Origin of the sequence: Zavarzinia aquatilis, from assembly GCF_003173035.1 — a bacterium.
Lineage (GTDB): Bacteria > Pseudomonadota > Alphaproteobacteria > Zavarziniales > Zavarziniaceae > Zavarzinia > Zavarzinia aquatilis.
Genome location: NZ_QGLE01000003.1, coordinates 195,648 through 212,087, shown reverse-complemented (window position 1 = coordinate 212,087; position 16,440 = coordinate 195,648). Strand labels below are relative to the sequence as shown.

13 protein-coding genes and 1 riboswitch are annotated in these 16,440 nt (G+C 68.0%); of the genes, 3 read left to right on the top strand and 10 right to left on the bottom strand.

All coding sequences use genetic code 11. The features are described 5' to 3' along the window. Window positions 1-15 precede the first annotated feature (15 nt). The 8 genes from DKG74_RS07320 to cobD form a co-directional block, all read right to left on the bottom strand. A complete protein-coding gene (locus tag DKG74_RS07320) occupies window positions 16-2,172 on the bottom strand; it encodes a malate synthase G (protein ID WP_109904208.1) in 2,157 nt (718 codons plus the stop codon). A gap of 29 nt (window positions 2,173-2,201) precedes the next feature. Continuing rightward, window positions 2,202-2,609 (bottom strand): heme-binding protein, encoded by a 408-nt coding sequence (locus tag DKG74_RS07315; protein WP_109904206.1) that lies wholly within the window; start codon window positions 2,607-2,609, stop codon window positions 2,202-2,204. Window positions 2,610-2,706: 97 nt separating this feature from the next. Next, the gene (locus DKG74_RS07310) at window positions 2,707-3,486 is read right to left on the bottom strand and encodes an ABC transporter ATP-binding protein (RefSeq protein WP_109904204.1); all 780 of its coding nucleotides are present in this window, start codon (window positions 3,484-3,486) and stop codon (window positions 2,707-2,709) included. After that, entirely contained in the window at window positions 3,486-4,493 is a 1,008-nt protein-coding gene (locus DKG74_RS07305) for a FecCD family ABC transporter permease (protein WP_109904202.1), read from the bottom strand. Before DKG74_RS07305 ends, DKG74_RS07310 begins: the two co-directional genes overlap by 1 nt. Beyond that, complete coding sequence (locus DKG74_RS07300) at window positions 4,490-5,302, bottom strand: ABC transporter substrate-binding protein (protein ID WP_165837576.1); 813 nt, start codon at window positions 5,300-5,302, stop codon at window positions 4,490-4,492. The genes DKG74_RS07305 and DKG74_RS07300 overlap by 4 nt, the downstream gene beginning before the upstream one ends. Before the next feature lie 82 nt (window positions 5,303-5,384). After that, entirely contained in the window at window positions 5,385-7,298 is a 1,914-nt protein-coding gene (locus DKG74_RS07295; RefSeq protein WP_109904198.1) for a TonB-dependent receptor plug domain-containing protein, read from the bottom strand. 147 nt (window positions 7,299-7,445) lie between these two features. Then, a riboswitch (cobalamin riboswitch) is annotated at window positions 7,446-7,639 on the bottom strand. Window positions 7,640-7,687: 48 nt separating this feature from the next. Further along, the gene (gene bluB, locus DKG74_RS07290; protein ID WP_109904196.1) at window positions 7,688-8,326 is read right to left on the bottom strand and encodes a 5,6-dimethylbenzimidazole synthase; all 639 of its coding nucleotides are present in this window, start codon (window positions 8,324-8,326) and stop codon (window positions 7,688-7,690) included. Beyond that, complete coding sequence (gene cobD / locus DKG74_RS07285; RefSeq protein WP_109904194.1) at window positions 8,323-9,312, bottom strand: threonine-phosphate decarboxylase CobD; 990 nt, start codon at window positions 9,310-9,312, stop codon at window positions 8,323-8,325. The genes bluB and cobD overlap by 4 nt, the downstream gene beginning before the upstream one ends. A gap of 34 nt (window positions 9,313-9,346) precedes the next feature. On the opposite strand from cobD, the gene cbiB reads away from it, so the two are divergent. The 3 genes from cbiB (at window position 9,347) to DKG74_RS07270 (ending at window position 12,167) form a co-directional block, all read left to right on the top strand. Next, window positions 9,347-10,333, top strand: coding sequence for an adenosylcobinamide-phosphate synthase CbiB (gene cbiB, locus DKG74_RS07280; RefSeq protein ID WP_243404047.1), 987 nt, complete (start codon window positions 9,347-9,349; stop codon window positions 10,331-10,333). A 63-nt stretch (window positions 10,334-10,396) separates the two neighbouring features. Then, the gene (locus tag DKG74_RS07275; RefSeq protein WP_109904192.1) at window positions 10,397-11,245 is read left to right on the top strand and encodes a PaaX family transcriptional regulator C-terminal domain-containing protein; all 849 of its coding nucleotides are present in this window, start codon (window positions 10,397-10,399) and stop codon (window positions 11,243-11,245) included. Then, window positions 11,208-12,167 carry a fatty acid desaturase family protein gene (locus DKG74_RS07270; RefSeq protein ID WP_109904190.1) on the top strand — a complete coding sequence of 320 codons (960 nt, stop codon included), beginning with the start codon at window positions 11,208-11,210 and terminating at the stop codon, window positions 12,165-12,167. Before DKG74_RS07275 ends, DKG74_RS07270 begins: the two co-directional genes overlap by 38 nt. Before the next feature lie 19 nt (window positions 12,168-12,186). Here DKG74_RS07270 and DKG74_RS07265 read toward each other — a convergent pair whose 3' ends face one another. Next, window positions 12,187-12,792, bottom strand: coding sequence for an exosortase-associated EpsI family protein (locus tag DKG74_RS07265; RefSeq protein ID WP_109904188.1), 606 nt, complete (start codon window positions 12,790-12,792; stop codon window positions 12,187-12,189). A 114-nt stretch (window positions 12,793-12,906) separates the two neighbouring features. Further along, on the bottom strand, window positions 12,907-15,927 hold the full coding sequence (locus DKG74_RS22390; protein ID WP_109904186.1) for a calcium-binding protein: 3,021 nt from the start codon (window positions 15,925-15,927) through the stop codon (window positions 12,907-12,909). Window positions 15,928-16,440 lie beyond the last annotated feature (513 nt).

Sequence of the window (16,440 nt, the reverse complement as noted above, 5' to 3'; positions counted from 1 at the left end):
GGGCGCCGGGGCCGGTCAGCCCGCCTTGGCGACCTGACGCCAGCGGTGCAGCAGCGGCTCGGTATAACCGGACGGCTGCTCCCGCCCCTTGAACACGAGATCGCAGGCCGCCCGAAAGGCGACGCCGTCGAAACCGGGTGCCATCGGCGTGTAGAGCGGATCGCCCGCGTTCTGCGCGTCGACGACGGCGGCCATGCGGCGGAAGGTTTCCGTCACCTGCGCCTCGGTCACGATGCCGTGGTGCAGCCAGTTGGCCATGTGCTGGGATGAGATGCGCAAGGTGGCGCGGTCTTCCATCAGGCCGATGTCGTTGATGTCCGGCACCTTGGAACAGCCGACGCCCTGGTCGATCCAACGCACGACATAACCGAGGATGCCCTGGGCGTTGTTGTCCAGTTCCGCCTGCACCTCGGCCGGGGACCAGTTGGTGTCCTTGGCGACCGGAATGGTCAGCAGCTCGGCGGTCAGGTCGGCGCGCTGGCCTTCCATGGCCTTCTGCACGGCGGCGACATCGACCTCGTGATAATGCAGGGCGTGCAGGGTCGCGGCGGTCGGCGACGGCACCCAGGCGGTATTGGCGCCGGCCTTGGGATGGGCGATTTTCTGCTTCAGCATCTCGGCCATCAGGTCGGGCATGGCCCACATGCCCTTGCCGATCTGCGCCTTGCCGCGCAACCCGCAGGCAAGGCCGATCAGCACGTTGTTCTTTTCATAGGCCGAAATCCAGGCGGCCGACTTCATGGCGCCCTTGCGCACCATCGGCCCTGCCTCCATCGAGGTGTGGATTTCATCGCCGGTCCGGTCGAGGAAGCCGGTGTTGATGAAGGCGACCCGGTGCCTGGCCGCGGCGATGCAGGCCTTCAGGTTCAGGGTCGTGCGGCGTTCCTCGTCCATGATGCCGAGTTTCACCGTGTAACGCGGCAGGCCCGCGATATCCTCGGCCCGGGCGAACAGTTCGTCGGCGAAGGCGACTTCGGCCGGGCCGTGCATCTTCGGCTTCACGATATAGACGGAACCGGCGCGGGAATTGCGGAACTTGCCCGCGCCGCTCAGGTCGTGCTTGGCGATCGTCACCGTGATCGCGGCATCCATCAGGCCTTCCGGGATCTCGCTGCCATCGGCGAGCAGGATCGCCGGGTTGGTCATCAGATGGCCGACGTTCCGAATGAACATCAGCGAGCGGCCCGGCAGGGTCAGTGTGCCGCCCGACGGCGCCACATAGGTGCGGTCGGGGTTCATGGCGCGGGTGAAGCTCTTGCCGCCCTTCGCCACCTCCTCGGTCAGCGTGCCCTTCATCAGGCCGAGCCAGTGGCGATAGACCACCACCTTGTCCTCGGCATCGACGGCGGCGACCGAATCCTCGCAGTCCATGATCGTGGTCAGGGCGGCCTCGGTCAGCACGTCCTTGATCCCGGCGGGATCGCTCGCGCCGATGGGATGGCTCTTGTCGAACTGGATTTCGAGATGGAGGCCGTTGTGGCGGATCAGCACCGAGGTCGGCGCCGAAGGATCGCCGGTGTAACCGACGAAGGCCTTGCCGTCGGCAAGGGTGGTCAACCCGGTGCCGAGCGCGACCGACAGGCGCCCGCCCTCGACCGTATAGGCGATGGCCGCGGCGTGGGAGCCGGTGACGAGCGGCGCCGCCCGGTCGAGCATGTCGCGGGCGAAGGCGATGACCCGCGCGCCCCGCACCGGATTATAGCCGCCGGCCTTGCCCGCGCCGTCGCTTTCCGGGATCGCGTCGGTGCCATAGAGCGCGTCGTAAAGGCTGCCCCAGCGCGCGTTGGCGGCGTTGAGGGCATAGCGCGCGTTCATGACCGGCACGACGAGCTGCGGCCCCGCCTGTTCGGAAATTTCGCTGTCGATGCCGCTGGTGTCGATGGCGACACTGTCGGGCACCGGCACCAGATAGCCGATATCGCGGAGGAAAGCGCGATAGGCGGCGGGATCGCCGACGCCATTCGCCTTGTGCCAGGCGTCGATCTTGGCCTGCAACTCGTCGCGAATCGCGAGCAGCGTCCGGTTCTTGGGCGCCAGATCATGGGCCATGGCGTCGAAGCCGGCCCAGAAATCCGCCGCCTCGATCCCGGTGCCGGGCAGCGCCTCGTCCTCGATGAAGGCGACGAGATCGGCGGACACCTGCAGGCGGTTACGGGTGATGCGGGACGTCATGGGCGCGGCCTCCGGGCGATGGGTCGGGATCAGCCGAGCAGGGCGGCGATGCCGGCCTTGGCGATCTGGGCATCCTCGATCGACTTGACGCCGGAAACGCCGACCGCGCCGATCACATCGCCGTCGACGATCACCGGCACGCCGCCTTCGAGCAGGCCCTGCAGCACCGGGGCCGAGAGGAAGGACATGCGGCCGCCATTGACCATATCCTCGAAAATCTTGGTCTCGCGCCGGCCGAGGGCGGCGGTGCGGGCCTTTTCAGTGCCGATATAGGCGCTCATCTGCGGGCAGCCGTCGAGACGGATCATGCCGAGGGGATGGCCGCCGTCGTCCACCACCGCGATGGTCACCGCCCAATTGTTGGCCAGGGCTTCCGCCCGCGCCCCTTTCAGGATGGTATCGACATCTTCGACGGTCAGAACGGCCTTGGTCTTCATGCGATGGTCTCCAGCAACACTACAGGCACCATAGGGGTGTCGCCCGCCGCCGTCCACCGCGCGGCGCCCTGAAGCATTCTTCGGGTTTTCCGTAAGATCAGGCCGGGTCGATGCGCTGCCACGGCAGGGTGAAATCCGCCCCCTCCGCTTCCCCGTGAAGGGCGCGGATGTGATAGGCGGCCGCCAGATTATCGTCCGACAGGACCGCGCGGGGCGCCCCCGCCGCCATCACCCGCCCGCCCGAGAGCAGCACCAGCCGGTCGCAGAAGCGCGCCGCCAGCGTGAGATCATGCAGGACGACGACGACGCCTGCACCGCGCGCCGCCACATCGCGCAACAGTTCCATAGTGTGGAGCTGGTGATAGGGGTCGAGGGCGGCGACCGGCTCGTCCGCCAGCAGCATCTCCGCCTCGACCGCCAGCGCCCGGGCCAGCAGCGCCCGCATCCGCTCCCCGCCCGAGAGCGTGTCGAGCCGGCGTCCGGCCAGCCGCTCGCAATCGGTCGCGGCCAGCGCCCGGGCGACCGCCGCAAGGTCCGCCGCCGATTCGCCCGCCAGCGGCCTTCGGTGCGGCAGCCGGCCGAGGCGGACCAGCTGGTCGACCCGGATCGGCCATTGCGCCTCGGCATCCTGGGCGAGATAGGCGAGGCGGCGGGCCAGTTTCGCCCTTCCGAGGGCGCGCAGGCTTTGCCCGTCATAAGTGACGGTGCCCGCCGCCGGCACCGCGAGCCCGGCGAGATGGCGCAGCAGCGTGGTCTTGCCCGCGCCGTTCGGCCCGATCAGCCCGACCATTTCGCCCGCCCCGAAGGCAAGGCCCACGTCGCGCAGCAGCAGCGTATCGCCCACCCGGCAGGACAGGCCCGTCGCCTCGATCCGCATCACGCTCCCTCCCGCCGCAGCCGGTAGATGAGGGAGAACAGGAAGGGCGCGCCGACGACGGCGGTCACCACCCCCAGCTTCAACTCGGGCTGGATGCCGATCAGGCGAACGCCGATATCCGCGGCGAGCAGAAGAACCGCGCCGCCAAGGCCGGAGACCAGCAACAGCCGCCCCGGCCGATGGCCGACGAAGGGGCGCAGCACATGGGGCACGACGAGGCCGACGAAGCCGATGGCCCCGGTAACCGCCACCGCCGCCCCGACCGACAGCGCGGCCCCGGCGACCAGCTTCAGCCGCAGGCGCGGCAGGTCGAAGCCCATGCTGGCCGCCGTGTCGTCGCCCAGCGACAACCCGTCCAGCGCCCGGCCGGACGACAGCAGCATGAGCCAGCCCGCCGCCATCAGCGGCAGCGCCAGCACGACATGATCCATGCTGCGGTCGGTGAGCGAGCCCATGAGCCAGAAGGTGATCTCGACCACGGCATAGGGATTGGGCGAGAGATTGAGGGCGAGCGCGGTCAAGGCCCCGGCGAAGGCGGACACCGCGACCCCGGCGAGGACGAGGGTGGTGGTCCCCGCCCCCCGCCCGACGAGGGCATAGAGCAGCACGGTCGCGACCAGCGCCCCCCCGATGCCGCCGAGCGGCAGGGCAAGGCCGAAACTGCCGGCAAGCCCCGAATAGAACACCAGCACGGCGCCGAGGGCGGCGGCGCTGGAAACACCGATCACCCCCGGCTCCGCCAGCGGATTGCGCAAGAGGCCCTGCATGGCGGCCCCGGCGAGACCGAGGGTGAAGCCGGTCATCGCCCCCATGAGGGCACGCGGCAGACGGAGTTCGGTCAGGATCACCGCCGGCAGCGTCTCCCGCCCGGCGAGGACGTCGGCGAAAGCGGCCGAGAGGTCGAAGGGGGCATAGCCGATGGCGACGGACACGGCCATGAGCGCGAGCATGGCGAGGGCAAGCCCCCCCGCCAGCAGGGCATGGGGCGGCTCGGGCAGGTTGATCATGGCGTGCCCTCGATCCGCCCGGCGGCCCGGGCGAGCACCGAGACGGCATCGACGATGGCGGGACCGGCGCAGGTCCACAGGCGCGACGGCAGGCCGGTCACCGTCATCCGGTAGGGCATGTGGCGCAACACCGGATGGCGCAGCACGTCATAGGCGAGGGCGGGGGCCGGCACCTCCTCCTCGTCGAGGATGACGAGATCGGGCTTCGCCAGCACCAAGGCTTCAAGGGGCATTTCACGATAGGTCGAGAGCGCGGGATCGGCCCCCAGATTGGCAAGTCCCGCGCGCCGGATCAATGTGTCGACGAGGGAGCCGCCGCCGACGGTAAAGCCGTTCGGCCGCAGCACCAGCGTGCGCAAAGGTTTCGGCGCCGGGGCGATGGCGGCGAGGCGGCGCTCCATGTCGGCGATCATGGTCTCGCCCCGCGAGGCCTCCCCGAGCAGGGCGGCGACCTCGCGGATCTGCGCCACGACTTCCTCGAAGCTGACCGGCGCGTCGAAGGCGACGACCTTCATGCCCGCCTGCCGCAGCAGGGCGACGCTGGCCTGCGAGGTATAGATGCCGGCGAAGACGATATCGGGCCGCGCCGCCAGGATTTCCTCGGCGAGGCCATGGTTGACCGGCACCTGTTCGGCGAGGGCGGCGACATTGGAGCCGCCGGGATCGCGCGAGAGATAGGAGACGGAAACCACCCGGTCGAGATCGGCCAGTTGGAGCACGAGTTCGTCGGTGCAGAGATTCATCGAAGCGATGCGGGCGGGCGCGGCGATGGTCGGCGTTCCGAACAACAGGACGACGGCGAGAAACAAGCCGAAGGCGCCCCTTCCCCCACGAGATTCCGGCCTTTGCCGGAATGACGGGAAAGAAGGAAGGAGGCGCCTCATCACGACCTCAGAAATCCGCCTTCACGCCGGCATAGGCGGCGCGGCCGGTGCTGCCGTAACTCCAGGCTTCCTCATATTCCGCATCGCCCAGATTCTCGATCCGGGCATAGAGCTGCACATTGTCGAGCACGTCGTAGGAACCGGCGAGATTGACCAGCGTATAGCTGCCGAGATTCTGCGTCGTATAGGTCGCATAGTCGATATCGGTCGTGTCGCTGTTGACGACGATGCCGAGGTTCACCTGCGCCTTCTCGTCGAGGAAGCGGTAACCGATGTCGAAACTGCCCTGATGCACCGGCTGCAGGATTTCGGGCGCGTTGCGGTTGGCATCGTGGGAATGGGTATAGGTATAGGCGGCGCGCAGGCTGAGGTTCTTCACCGGCTCCAGGGTCGCCTCGACCTCGATGCCGCGATGGCGCGAGGTCGCGGGATCGTTCTGCGGCGTGCTGCCCAGGAAGACGCCGGTGCCCGTGTCATAGAGATAGACCGTGGTGATCTCGTTGCTGATGCGCTGGTCGAAATAGGTGAGGCCAAGGCTCAGGCGGTCGCCGAACAGCGACTGGTCGAGGCCGACATCCCAGCCCTTGGCCTTCTCCGGCTGCAGGTTGGGATTGCCGATGTAACTGCCCCCGTAACCGTAAAGCTCGTTGATGGTCGGGTTCTTCACCCCGGTGCCATAGGACGTGCGCAGCTTGGTCCCGATGGCCGCGATATCATAGGCCGCGGTCAGGCGATAGGTCGTCGCGTCCTCGAACTTGTCGTTGGCGTCGCGGCGCAGCGCCCCGGTCAGCGACAGGGCGTCGAACAGGCCGAGCTGATATTGCGCGACATAGGAGCTCTGGGCCATGTCCTCCTGGACATAGCTGTCGATCTCGTCGTGCTGATATTCGACGGCGGCGGTCACCGTGTGGGACAGGTCGGCGCCGGTATCGAAGCTCAGGTTGCTCTGGTAATCGTATTTCGTCGTCTCGCCCCACAGGGTCGAATCCGGCCACAGGCCGGGCGCGGTGTAATCGACATCATTGCGGAAATGGCTGACGCCGAGGCGCTGGGTCCAGCGCCCGTCGAGAAGGGCGAGCCGCGCCTGACCCCGGGCGAAGGTCTCGGTGCCATCGGCGACCGAGGGCCAGTCGGACAGGGTGTAGAAGGGCGGCGGCGTGTCGTCGTATTCGCTGCGGTAATCCGTGTTGCGGAACACGAGGTCGAAACCATAGACCGGCGTGGGATCGTAGCTGGCGTTGACATAGGACGACAGGCTGCGGAAACCGTCCTCCTCGCTGTTGCCGCGCCACTTGGAGGCCGAGGAGGTGCCGGTGGTGGAAAAGCCCGAGGCGCCGGCACGGATGCTGAAACCGTCGCCCGCGGCATGGGCCGAGACCGCGGAGGCATAGGTGTTCATGCTGCCGGCCTCGGCGCTGACCGTCACGCCCGAACCCGGCTCGCCCTTCTTGGTGACGATATTGATCACGCCGCCCACCGCGTCGGAGCCATAGAGCGCGCTCTGCGGCCCGCGCAGCACCTCGATCCGCTCGATGTCCTGGGCCATCAGATGGCCGAAATCGAATTCCGAGCTGGAGGCGGGATTATTCACCGCGACACCGTCGATCAGCACCAGCGTCTGGTTGCTCTCCGAGCCGCGCAGGCGAACCGTGGTCTGGTTGCCGAAACTGCCGTGCCGGCTGACCGAGACGCCGGGAATGAGACGCAGCGCGTCCGAGACGACACGGATCTGCTTCGCCTCGATGTCCTCGGCGGTGACGATGGTGACCGCGCTGCCGACCTCGGTCAGCGGCGTCGCCTCGCCCCGGTTGGCGGTGACGGAGACTTCCGGCAGGGCCTCGGCCTCTTCCGCCCGGGCACTGCCGAGCGAGAGGCCGAAAACCGAAACGGAAAGAAGAAACGTGCTGCGAATGCTGCTCATGCCCAACCCCACGGTGCCGGTGTCCCGGCTCGTCCAGATACGGACGGTGCCGCGCGGTGACCCCTGGGGGCGGAACCGGCCGCGACAACGTCCAACGACGCATCACCGCAGCGGTTTTCCGCACCAAAGGCTCGCCCGGCCCCTGGTAGAGTGATGCCCTTGGCGGCAGGTCTCCTGGCTCGCGGGTTATGACCGTCGCATCGTCTTCCCGGCCATAACGCCAGTGACCTCTGATGCGCGGCTCGCCGCTCACAGTTGCGGGGACAGCCACGGTGGGGCGCCGACAGGCGCCTTCCGTGTTCCCTTTTCATCCCGAAGGAACCGCCAAAGCAGGCGCAGTTGAAGCGTGAGCGGCGGTTGATGTCAATCCTGTTGCCGCACCCGCGGCATCAGCGGCGGAACAGGCGCGCCGACAGGGGGCTGCGGGCCTGCCAGCCGAGGCGGGCCAGTTCCGCGTCCTCATGCTCTTCGACCGGATAGCCGAGGCAGAGATAGGCGATCAGATGCCAGTCGGCCGGGCAGTCGAGATCGGCATTGATCGTGGCGGGATCGAGAATCGACACCCAGCCGAGGCCGACGCCATGGGCCCGCGCCGCCAGCCACAGGGTATGGACCGCCGTGGTCGCCGAATGCTCGATCGTCTCGGGCATGGTGCGCCGGCCGAGGCCCGCGCCCTGATCCGGATGCAGATCGGCGAAGACGGCGAGATGGACCGGCGCCTCGCGCAGGCCCGACAGTTTCAGCCGCGCGTAGAGCGCCGCCCGCTCTCCGGCGTAATCGCCGAGGGCTTCGGCGTTCGCCCGCTCGAAATTGGCGATCACCGCCGCCCGCCGCGCCGGATCGTCGATGGTGACGAAGCGCCAGGGCTGGCTGTTGCCGACCGAAGGGGCAAGATCGGCGAGCAGCAGCAGACGGTCCAGCAGCCCTTCCGCCAGCGGCTCGGTGCGGAAGCGGCGGACGTCGCGGCGCCAGCGCAGCAGGGTCTCGAAACGGGCGCGGAAAGCGTCGTCGAAGACAGGCGGGGTCATGACAGCGCCGCCGCCAGCCGCTGGAAATCCGCCTCGCTCGCCGGCAGACCGAGGCGGAGGAGATCGCTCCGCCAGGCGAAGGGCCGGGTCAGGATGCCGGCCCGGGCCAGACGCTCGAACCACGCCGTCGCATCCTTGCGGGCATAAAGCCGGAACAGACGGCAGCCGCCCTCGACCGCGAAGCCGGCGCCGGTCATCAGGCCATCGAGCCTTGCCGCCGCGCTTGCCGTCCAGTCGGCCGCCGCGCGGCGCCAATCCTCGTCCGCGAGGGCCTTGCGGCCGACGGCGATGGCGGGGCCGGAGACCGCCCAATCGCCAAGGCCGGCGCGGATCGCCGCCGCCATGTCCGGCGCCGCCAGCGCGAAGCCGAGGCGAAGACCGGCAAGGCCATAGGTCTTGCCGAAAGAGCGCAGCAACACGAGACCGGGGCGCGGCAGATGCGCGCCAAGGCCCGGACCTTCGAGATCGGCGAAAGCTTCATCGACCAGCAGGAAGCCGCCCCGCGCGCCCAGCCGGGCGGCGAGCGGCAAAAGGTCGGCGGCGGCGAAGACCCGCCCGTCCGGATTGTTGGGATTGACCACCACGCCGTAATCGGCGCCCGCCAGATCGCCGAGGTGATGGACACTGCGCAACTGATGGCCGGCGCGCAGCCAGCCCGGGCCATGCCCGCCATAAGTCGGCCCGAGCACCGCCGCCTTGCCCGGCGCGACCAGCAGCGGCAGGAGGTCGATCAGCCCCTGCGTGCCGGGCGCCGCGACCACCATCGCGGGGTCGGCGACGCCGTAAGCCCTTGCCGCCGTCGCTTCGAGGGCGGCGAGATCCTCGGGGTCGGGCAGATCGGCGAAGACGGCGGGATCGAGCGGGCCGACCGGATAGGGCCGCGGATTGATGCCGGTGGACAGGTCCAGCCAGGGGCGCGGCGCCTCGGGAAATCGGGCCATGGCGGCGGCGCGCCTTCCGCCGTGGACCGACAAGGGGTCTGCCATCGCCTGCCCATTCGTGCTAGCGGTGCCCGCGTCCATGATGATCGACCCCTTCCCCCTGCTTCTCGCCTTCGCCCTTCTGATCGAGGCGGCGCTCGGCTATCCCCAGCCTCTCGTGCGGCGCATCGGCCATCCGGTGATCTGGATCGGCGGCCTGATCGCCCGACTCGACCGGGCCCTGAACCGGCCGACCATGCCGGACCGGCGCCGCCGGCTCAATGGCGTTGCCGCGCTCGTGCTCGTGCTCGCCGCCACCGTGCTGCCGGCGGCGCTGGCGCAAGGGGCGGCCTTCGCCCTGCTCGGTTTCTGGCCGGCGCTTCTGCTGCTCGCCCTCGCCGCCTCCTCCCTGCTCGCCCAGCGCAGCCTCGACAGCCATGTCCGCGCGGTCGCCGACGCGCTGGAGAATGGCGGGCTCGACGCCGGGCGGCGGGCGGTTTCGATGATCGTCGGGCGCAATACATCCGTCCTCGACGAGGCGGGTGTGAGCCGTGCCGCCATCGAGAGCCTCGCGGAGAATTTCTCGGACGGGATCGTCGCCCCCGCCTTCTGGTGCGGCGTCTTCGGCCTGCCGGGCATCGCCGCCTACAAGGCGATCAATACCGCCGATTCCATGATCGGCCACCGCACGCCGCGCCATCTGATGTTCGGCTGGGCCGCCGCCCGGCTGGACGATCTCGTCAATCTGCCGGCCTCGCGGCTCTGCGCCCTGTGGCTGGTGCTGGCGGCCGTGGTCACGCCCGGCGCGCGGCCGGGGACGGCGCTGGCGGCGGTCTGGCGCGATGCCCGCCATCACCGCTCGCCCAATGCCGGCTGGCCGGAGACGGCCATGGCCGGCGCCCTGTCCTTGCGCCTGAACGGGCCGAAACTCTATGGCGAGACCCTGTCGCAGGATCACTGGATGGGCGACGGCCGGGCGGAAGCCGGCGCCGCCGACATCCGCCTCGCGCTGCGCCTCTATCGCCGGGCCTGCCTGATCCAGTTCGTCGCCGTCGCCCTGCTGGCAGGAGCGCTTCATTACACTTGACGGCAACATCCGATTCATTGTGTATCATTACACCAATGCCAAACTGATGCGCGCAGGTGTAATGTGGCGAACCCGCCCACGCCCAAGGCCCTGATCCTCGAATTGCTGCTGGTCGCCAGCGGCGGCGTGCTCAGCGTGCGCGACGCGATCCTGGGCGCCGGCCTGTTCGACATCGGGGAATCCGCCGTGCGGGTCACGCTGGTGCGCCTCGCCGCCGCCGGCCTTGTCGAGGGCGCGGGACGGGGCTGCTATCGCCTCGGTCCGGCGGCGACCAGCCTCGCCGCCGATGTCGCCCGCTGGCGCGAGGCGGGGCAAGGCCTCCGCCCGTGGGACGGCCGCTATGTCGCCGTCCACTGCGGGGCGCTGGGCCGGGGCGACCGGGCGGCGCTGCGGGCCCGCAGCCGGGCGCTCAATCTCGCCGGCCTTGCTGAACTCGAGAGGGATTTCTTCGTCCGCCCCGACAATCTGCCCGGCGGGGTCGAGGCGTTGCGCGCGCGCCTTGCCGCCCTCGGGATGGAGCCGGCGGCCAATGTCTTCATCGCCGGCGGGTTCGACGCGAAGCGCGAGGCGGCGGCGCGGGCGCTGTGGGACGGCGCCGCCCTCTCCGCCGCCTATGACCGCAGCCGGGCCGATCTCGACCGCTGGCTGGACGGGGCCCTGACCCTCGATCCCGATGTCGCCGCGCGGGAAGCCTTCCTGCTGGGCGGCAAGGCGATCCGCCAGGTGATCTTCGATCCGCTGCTGCCCGAGCCCCTGGTCGACGCCGGGGCGCGCGAAGCCTTTTTTGCCGCGACCCGCCGCTTCGATACGGCGGGCCGGCGCCTGTGGCAACGGTTCTTCGCCGCGCAGGCCAACAACAACGAGGGAGAGACAGATGAGCAGCTTCCGGCTGACCGACGCCTTCACGCCTGAGGAAATCCGCGCCTTCAACACCAAGTCGGATCTGGCCGGCTGGTGGGCGGTCGGCAGCGCCTGGGCGCTGATCGGCGCGACCTTCGCCGTGATGGCGATCTGGCCGAACCCGGCGACCATCCTGCTCGGCCTCATCGTCCTCGGCGGGCGGCAGCTCGGCCTGTCGATCCTGATGCATGAGGCGGCGCATTACAGCCTGTTCAAGACGCGGTCGCTGAACGACAGCGTCGGCCAGTGGCTGTGCGCGCGGCCGGTCTGGGGCGATGTCGCGCGCTATCGCAAGCATCACATCCAGCACCATTCCCACACCAGCACCGATCTCGACCCCGACCTGTGCCTGGTCGCGCCCTATCCGACCACGCGCGCCTCGCTGCGGCGGAAATTCGTTCGTGATCTGTCGGGTTATACCGCGGCCAAGCGGGTGTTCGGCCTGTTCCTGATGGATATCGGCGCCCTGACCTATACCGTCTCGGGCGGTGCCCGGCTGATCCCGCGGGACGGCCGGCGCTGGACCGCCTATGCGCGCGAGGGCATCCGCAACATGGCGCCCATGGTCATCACCAACGCCATCCTCGGCGGGGTGCTGGCGGCGACCGGCAACGGGCTTCTCTACCTCGTCTGGCTGGGCGCCTATTTCACCACCTACAGCCTGTTCATCCGCGTCCGCGCCCTCGCCGAACATGCCTGCACCGAGATGAGCGATCATCCGTTGCGCAACACGCGGACCACAAAGGCCGGCGTGCTGGCCCGGCTGACGGTGGCGCCCTTTCATGTGAACTACCACCTCGAGCATCACCTGATGCCCTCGGCGCCGTGGTTCCACCTGCCCCGGATGCACAAGGTGCTGCGCGGCCGGCAGGCGACGACCGCCGCGCCGTCCTACGCGGCGGTCATGCGCATGGTCACGGCCAAACCCGCCTGAGAGCCCGCGCTCGCCGGGATCACATCCCGGCGAGTTTCTTGACCTCGTCGACCTTCCAGGCGCTGAACAGGGCCTTCACTTCGTCGACGGAAGCGCCGCTGCCTTCGGCCTGCAGCAAAAGCCGGCTGCCGACCGTCAGCAGGATCTGCACCTGACCCGACTTGTCGTCCTTCAGCATGGCCTCCTCGCGCCCGACGCGGATGCGCTGGAAGCCGGCCTGGGCCGCCATCATCGGATTGGCGAAGATCATGCCCATCGACTGCAGCATGGGGCTGTCGGCGGTCAGGCTCAGCTTCACCGAATTGCCATTGGCATTGGTATAGGTCCGCGAGACGTTCTGGCCCATGCCCATGATCGCCATGGACTGGGCGTCGACCTCGTCCGCGGTCCAGCCGGCCGGCGGCTCGGGGAAGGTCGAGCCGTAGGATTCGTTCATCTTGGCCTGGATCGCCGCCGTGGCGAAGCCAAGCTCCTTCAGCGCGCCGGCCAGGTCGCCCTTGGCATAAAGATCGGCGGAAAGCGCGAGGCCGTCGGAAATCTCGTCCGCCAGCGCCATGCGCCCGGCCCCGAAGATCAATCCGGCGGCCAGAACGGCCGTCCCCAGTCGTTTCACCATCGCGCTCATCTGGTCCCCCGAAAGTGGTGATGTCGGCCGACACCTTCGCCCACCCGCCGCGAGACGCCAAGCCCCAACCGCGCGCGCCGTGACCGGGATCACGGCACGGGCGGTTGGATGTGCTCAGACCAGCGCGAAATCCAGGATATCCAGACTGGCCGGTTTGGTCGCCAGCAGCGCGAACTGGGTCAGGGCATCGCTTTCGCCATCGTGGAAATAGAGCTTGCCCGTCGTCGACTGATAGAACAGGACATTGCCCGTCAGCCCGGCGGTAGACGTACCGGTGACGACATCGACGGTTTCACCGCCATCGACCCCGAAGCCGACCAGCTTGATCTGCAGGATATCGCCGTCTTCCCAATCGTTGATGCGATCGACGCCTTCCGCCCCCAGCTGGCCGAAGACGAAGACATCCGCGCCCGCGCCGCCATAAAGCTGATCGTCGCCAGCCCCGCCGATGATGGTGTCGGCCCCGTCACCGCCAATGATCCGGTCGTTGCCACCATTGCCGATCAGCAGGTTGTCGAGAGCATTGCCGCGGATCGTGTTGTCCTGCTCGTTGCCGGTGCCGCTGAGCGCCGCCCCGCTGAGGACCAGGATCTCGATATCGGCCGAGAGGGTGTAGCTGGCCGCCGTCGAGGTAACGCGGTCATTCCCTTCGCCCGCCAGCTCGACGATCGTATCGCCCGCGCTGTCGACGGTATAGCTGTCGTTGCCGGTGCCGCCGGTCATCGTATCGTCGCCGGCACCGCCGGACAGGGAATCGTTGCCGGCACCGCCGTTGATGATGTCGTCGCCAGCCTCGCCCCGCAGCGCGTCGTTGCCGTCGTCCCCGTTCAGCGTGTCGTTCCCCGCGCCGCCCGTCAGGACATCGCGGCTGTCGCCGCCAGACATCACGTCATCGCCATCGAGACCGTAAAGCCGGTTGGCGCCGGCATCGCCAGTCAGCGTGTCGGCATGGGCCGAGCCTTTGACATTCTCGATGCTGGACAGGATATCGCCGGCCGCATCGCCCCCGCTCGCCGTGCCGAGGCCGAGATCGATGGTGATGCCCGCGGCGGAGCCCATGTAACTGACCGTATCCAGGCCGGCACCACCGCTCAGAATATCGCCGCCGGCACCGCCGACGAGTTGGTCGTTGCCATCGCCGCCATCGAGGGTATTGGCGCCCGCGGTGCCGGTGAGAATATCGTTGAAGGACGAACCCGTCAGATTCTCGATGGACAGGAGAACATCGCCCACGGCGTCGCCGCCATAGGCCTTCCCGGCATCGAGATCGACCACCACGCGCGAGGCCGAAGCAGCATAGGAAACCGTATCCGTGCCATTGCCGCCGGACAGCGTGTCCGCGCCGCCAAGGCCGGCCAGCGTGTCGTCGCCGTCGCCACCGGTCAGGGTGTTGGCGGCGGCGCTGCCGGTCAGAATATCGCCCAGGGCCGAACCGATCACGGCTTCCATCGCGGTGAACGTATCGCCCTGCGCATCGCCGCCCACCCCGGCGCCGCCGCCGAGATTGACCGTCACGCCGGCGGCGGAAGCGGTGTAATCGGCGGTATCGAAACCGTCGCCGCCGGTCAGCGCATCGGCGCCGGCGCCGCCGATCAGGGTGTCGTCGCCGAGGCCGCCGGTCAGCGTGTCGTTACCGCCGTTGCCAGTCAGCACATTGGCACCGTCGTCACCGGTCAGCGCATCGTTGCTGGCGCCGCCGATCAGATTCTCGATGCCGGACAGCGTATCGCCATGGGCATCATTGGCCTGACCGAGGCCAGTCGCGAGATTGACGACCACATTGAAAATGGAAGAGGCATAGCTGGCGGTATCGATACCGTTGCCGCCGATCAGTGTGTCGCCCGCACCGCCGCCTTGCAGCAGGTCGTCGCCGTCGCCGCCGTCGAGCGTGTTGCCCTGGCCATTGCCGGTCAGCACGTCGTTATAGGCGCTACCGATCACACCTTCGATACTGGAGAATGTGTCGCCATCCGCGTCGCCGCCGCTGATGGTGCCTGCCGTCAGGTCGATGGTCACCGCCGCCGACGAGAGGCTGTAGGAAGCGATGTCAAAGCCGGCGCCGCCGATCAGTTGATCGGCGCCGCCTCGGCCTTCCAGCGTGTCGTTGCCGTTGCCGCCGGTCAGGATGTTGTCGAGCGCGTTGCCGGTCAGGGCCAGGGCGACGGTGCTGAAGGAATTGCTGGTCGAGATATTCTCGATATTGTCCGACAGCGCGTAACTGGACGAGGTCAGGACCATATCCGTGCCGCCGCCCGCCAACTCCACGATCACGTCGCTCGCGCTGTCGACGTAATAGGTGTCGTTGCCGGCGCCGCCGGTCATCGTGTCGTCGCCGGTGCCACCATCCAGCGTGTCGTCGCCACTGCCCAGCGTCAGGGTGTCGTCGCCGCCGCCGCCCGCGAGGGTCCGGCTCGCCGTGCTGACGATCGAAAGCGTGTCGCCATGGGCGGAGCCCATCAGACCGATGATGCCGGTCAGCGTGTCGTCCTGCGCGTGGCCGCCGATGCCCGTGCCATCGCCATCGATGTCGAGCGCGACCGTGACCCCGGCATCGGACAGGCTGTAGGACGCCTTCGCCACGCCGTTGCCCGAGATCGTATCGGCACCGCCCGCCCCTTCGAGGACAGAGGAGCTGTTAAGGGAGGTCAGGACATCGGAATAGGCCGAGCCAATGGCGGACTCGATCGAGGACAAATCGTCGCCATCCGCATCGCCGCCACTGGCCGTCGCGGAAGCACCGCCGATGGTGACGGTGACGGCGGCCCCTGAATCGATATAGGAAACAGTATCGGTGCCGGCGCCGCCGTTAAGAAAATCGCTTCCCGCGCCGCCCCAAAGGACATCCGAGCCACCGCCGCCGTTCAGCGTGTCGTTGCCGGCGCCGCCGATGAGCGTGTCGTTACTGAATTCGCCGTTCAGCGTGTCATCGCCGGTGCCGCCATCCAGCAGGTCGTTGCCGAGGCCGCCGTTCAGCACGTCGTTATCGGCGCCGCCTTCCAGCGTGTCGTTACCATCGCTGCCGTTCAGCGTGTCGTTGCCGGCAAGGCCCTGGATCAGATCGTTCTCGATCCCGCCGTCCAGCGTCGGATTGTCGATCCCGTCGTCATTGCCGTTGGTCCCGATGATGGTCGCCATGGTCCTGCTCCCCGTGCTGCCCGGATCGGTCGCAAGACGGCGGCCGCATTCGCCAGCCCGTCAAGACAACCTCCAGAAATCCGGTGGAGTGTCGCGGTATCGCGCCAGGGTAACCAGAACTATTTCTATTTCACCTCGTTCTTATTGCTGAATTTATGGCCCAATATGGATTCATTTCCGTCAGGCACATGATCTATAGATCAAGGTACTCATTTTGGGTATCAGAGTGCTGGACTATTACTTTTCAGCATTTCACACTGAAGCGAGCATGTGTATGGCATGCCCCTCACTCGGGCGACCGGCGCAACGGATGAACGGGCGCGCCTCTGGCGGGCGCGAATCGTGGCGCGGCCCACCGAACCGGGACGGTCGAAAGTCTGTGCTGGGAATGGTCGAAGGCCGGGGCGATGGAGCGGGCGATGGGAATCGAACCCACGACACTCAGCTTGGGAAGCTGAATATTTTCAATAGAAATCAATGATATATTGGAAAAACATCGAATTTTCGTGCCAT

Bases quoted from the DNA above. Each gene is read 5' to 3' on its own strand.
- DKG74_RS07270 (WP_109904190.1), top strand. From the start codon at position 11,208: ATGAGCAGCTTCCGGCTGACCGACGCCTTCACGCCTGAGGAAATCCGC.
- DKG74_RS07295 (WP_109904198.1), bottom strand. From the start codon at position 7,298: ATGAGCAGCATTCGCAGCACGTTTCTTCTTTCCGTTTCGGTTTTCGGC.
- DKG74_RS07315 (WP_109904206.1), bottom strand. From the start codon at position 2,609: ATGAAGACCAAGGCCGTTCTGACCGTCGAAGATGTCGATACCATCCTG.
- bluB (WP_109904196.1), bottom strand. From the start codon at position 8,326: ATGACCCCGCCTGTCTTCGACGACGCTTTCCGCGCCCGTTTCGAGACC.
- DKG74_RS07310 (WP_109904204.1), bottom strand. From the start codon at position 3,486: ATGCGGATCGAGGCGACGGGCCTGTCCTGCCGGGTGGGCGATACGCTG.
- DKG74_RS07305 (WP_109904202.1), bottom strand. From the start codon at position 4,493: ATGATCAACCTGCCCGAGCCGCCCCATGCCCTGCTGGCGGGGGGGCTT.
- DKG74_RS07320 (WP_109904208.1), bottom strand. From the start codon at position 2,172: ATGACGTCCCGCATCACCCGTAACCGCCTGCAGGTGTCCGCCGATCTC.
- cbiB (WP_243404047.1), top strand. From the start codon at position 9,347: ATGATGATCGACCCCTTCCCCCTGCTTCTCGCCTTCGCCCTTCTGATC.
- DKG74_RS07265 (WP_109904188.1), bottom strand. From the start codon at position 12,792: ATGAGCGCGATGGTGAAACGACTGGGGACGGCCGTTCTGGCCGCCGGA.
- DKG74_RS22390 (WP_109904186.1), bottom strand. From the start codon at position 15,927: ATGGCGACCATCATCGGGACCAACGGCAATGACGACGGGATCGACAAT.
- cobD (WP_109904194.1), bottom strand. From the start codon at position 9,312: ATGGCAGACCCCTTGTCGGTCCACGGCGGAAGGCGCGCCGCCGCCATG.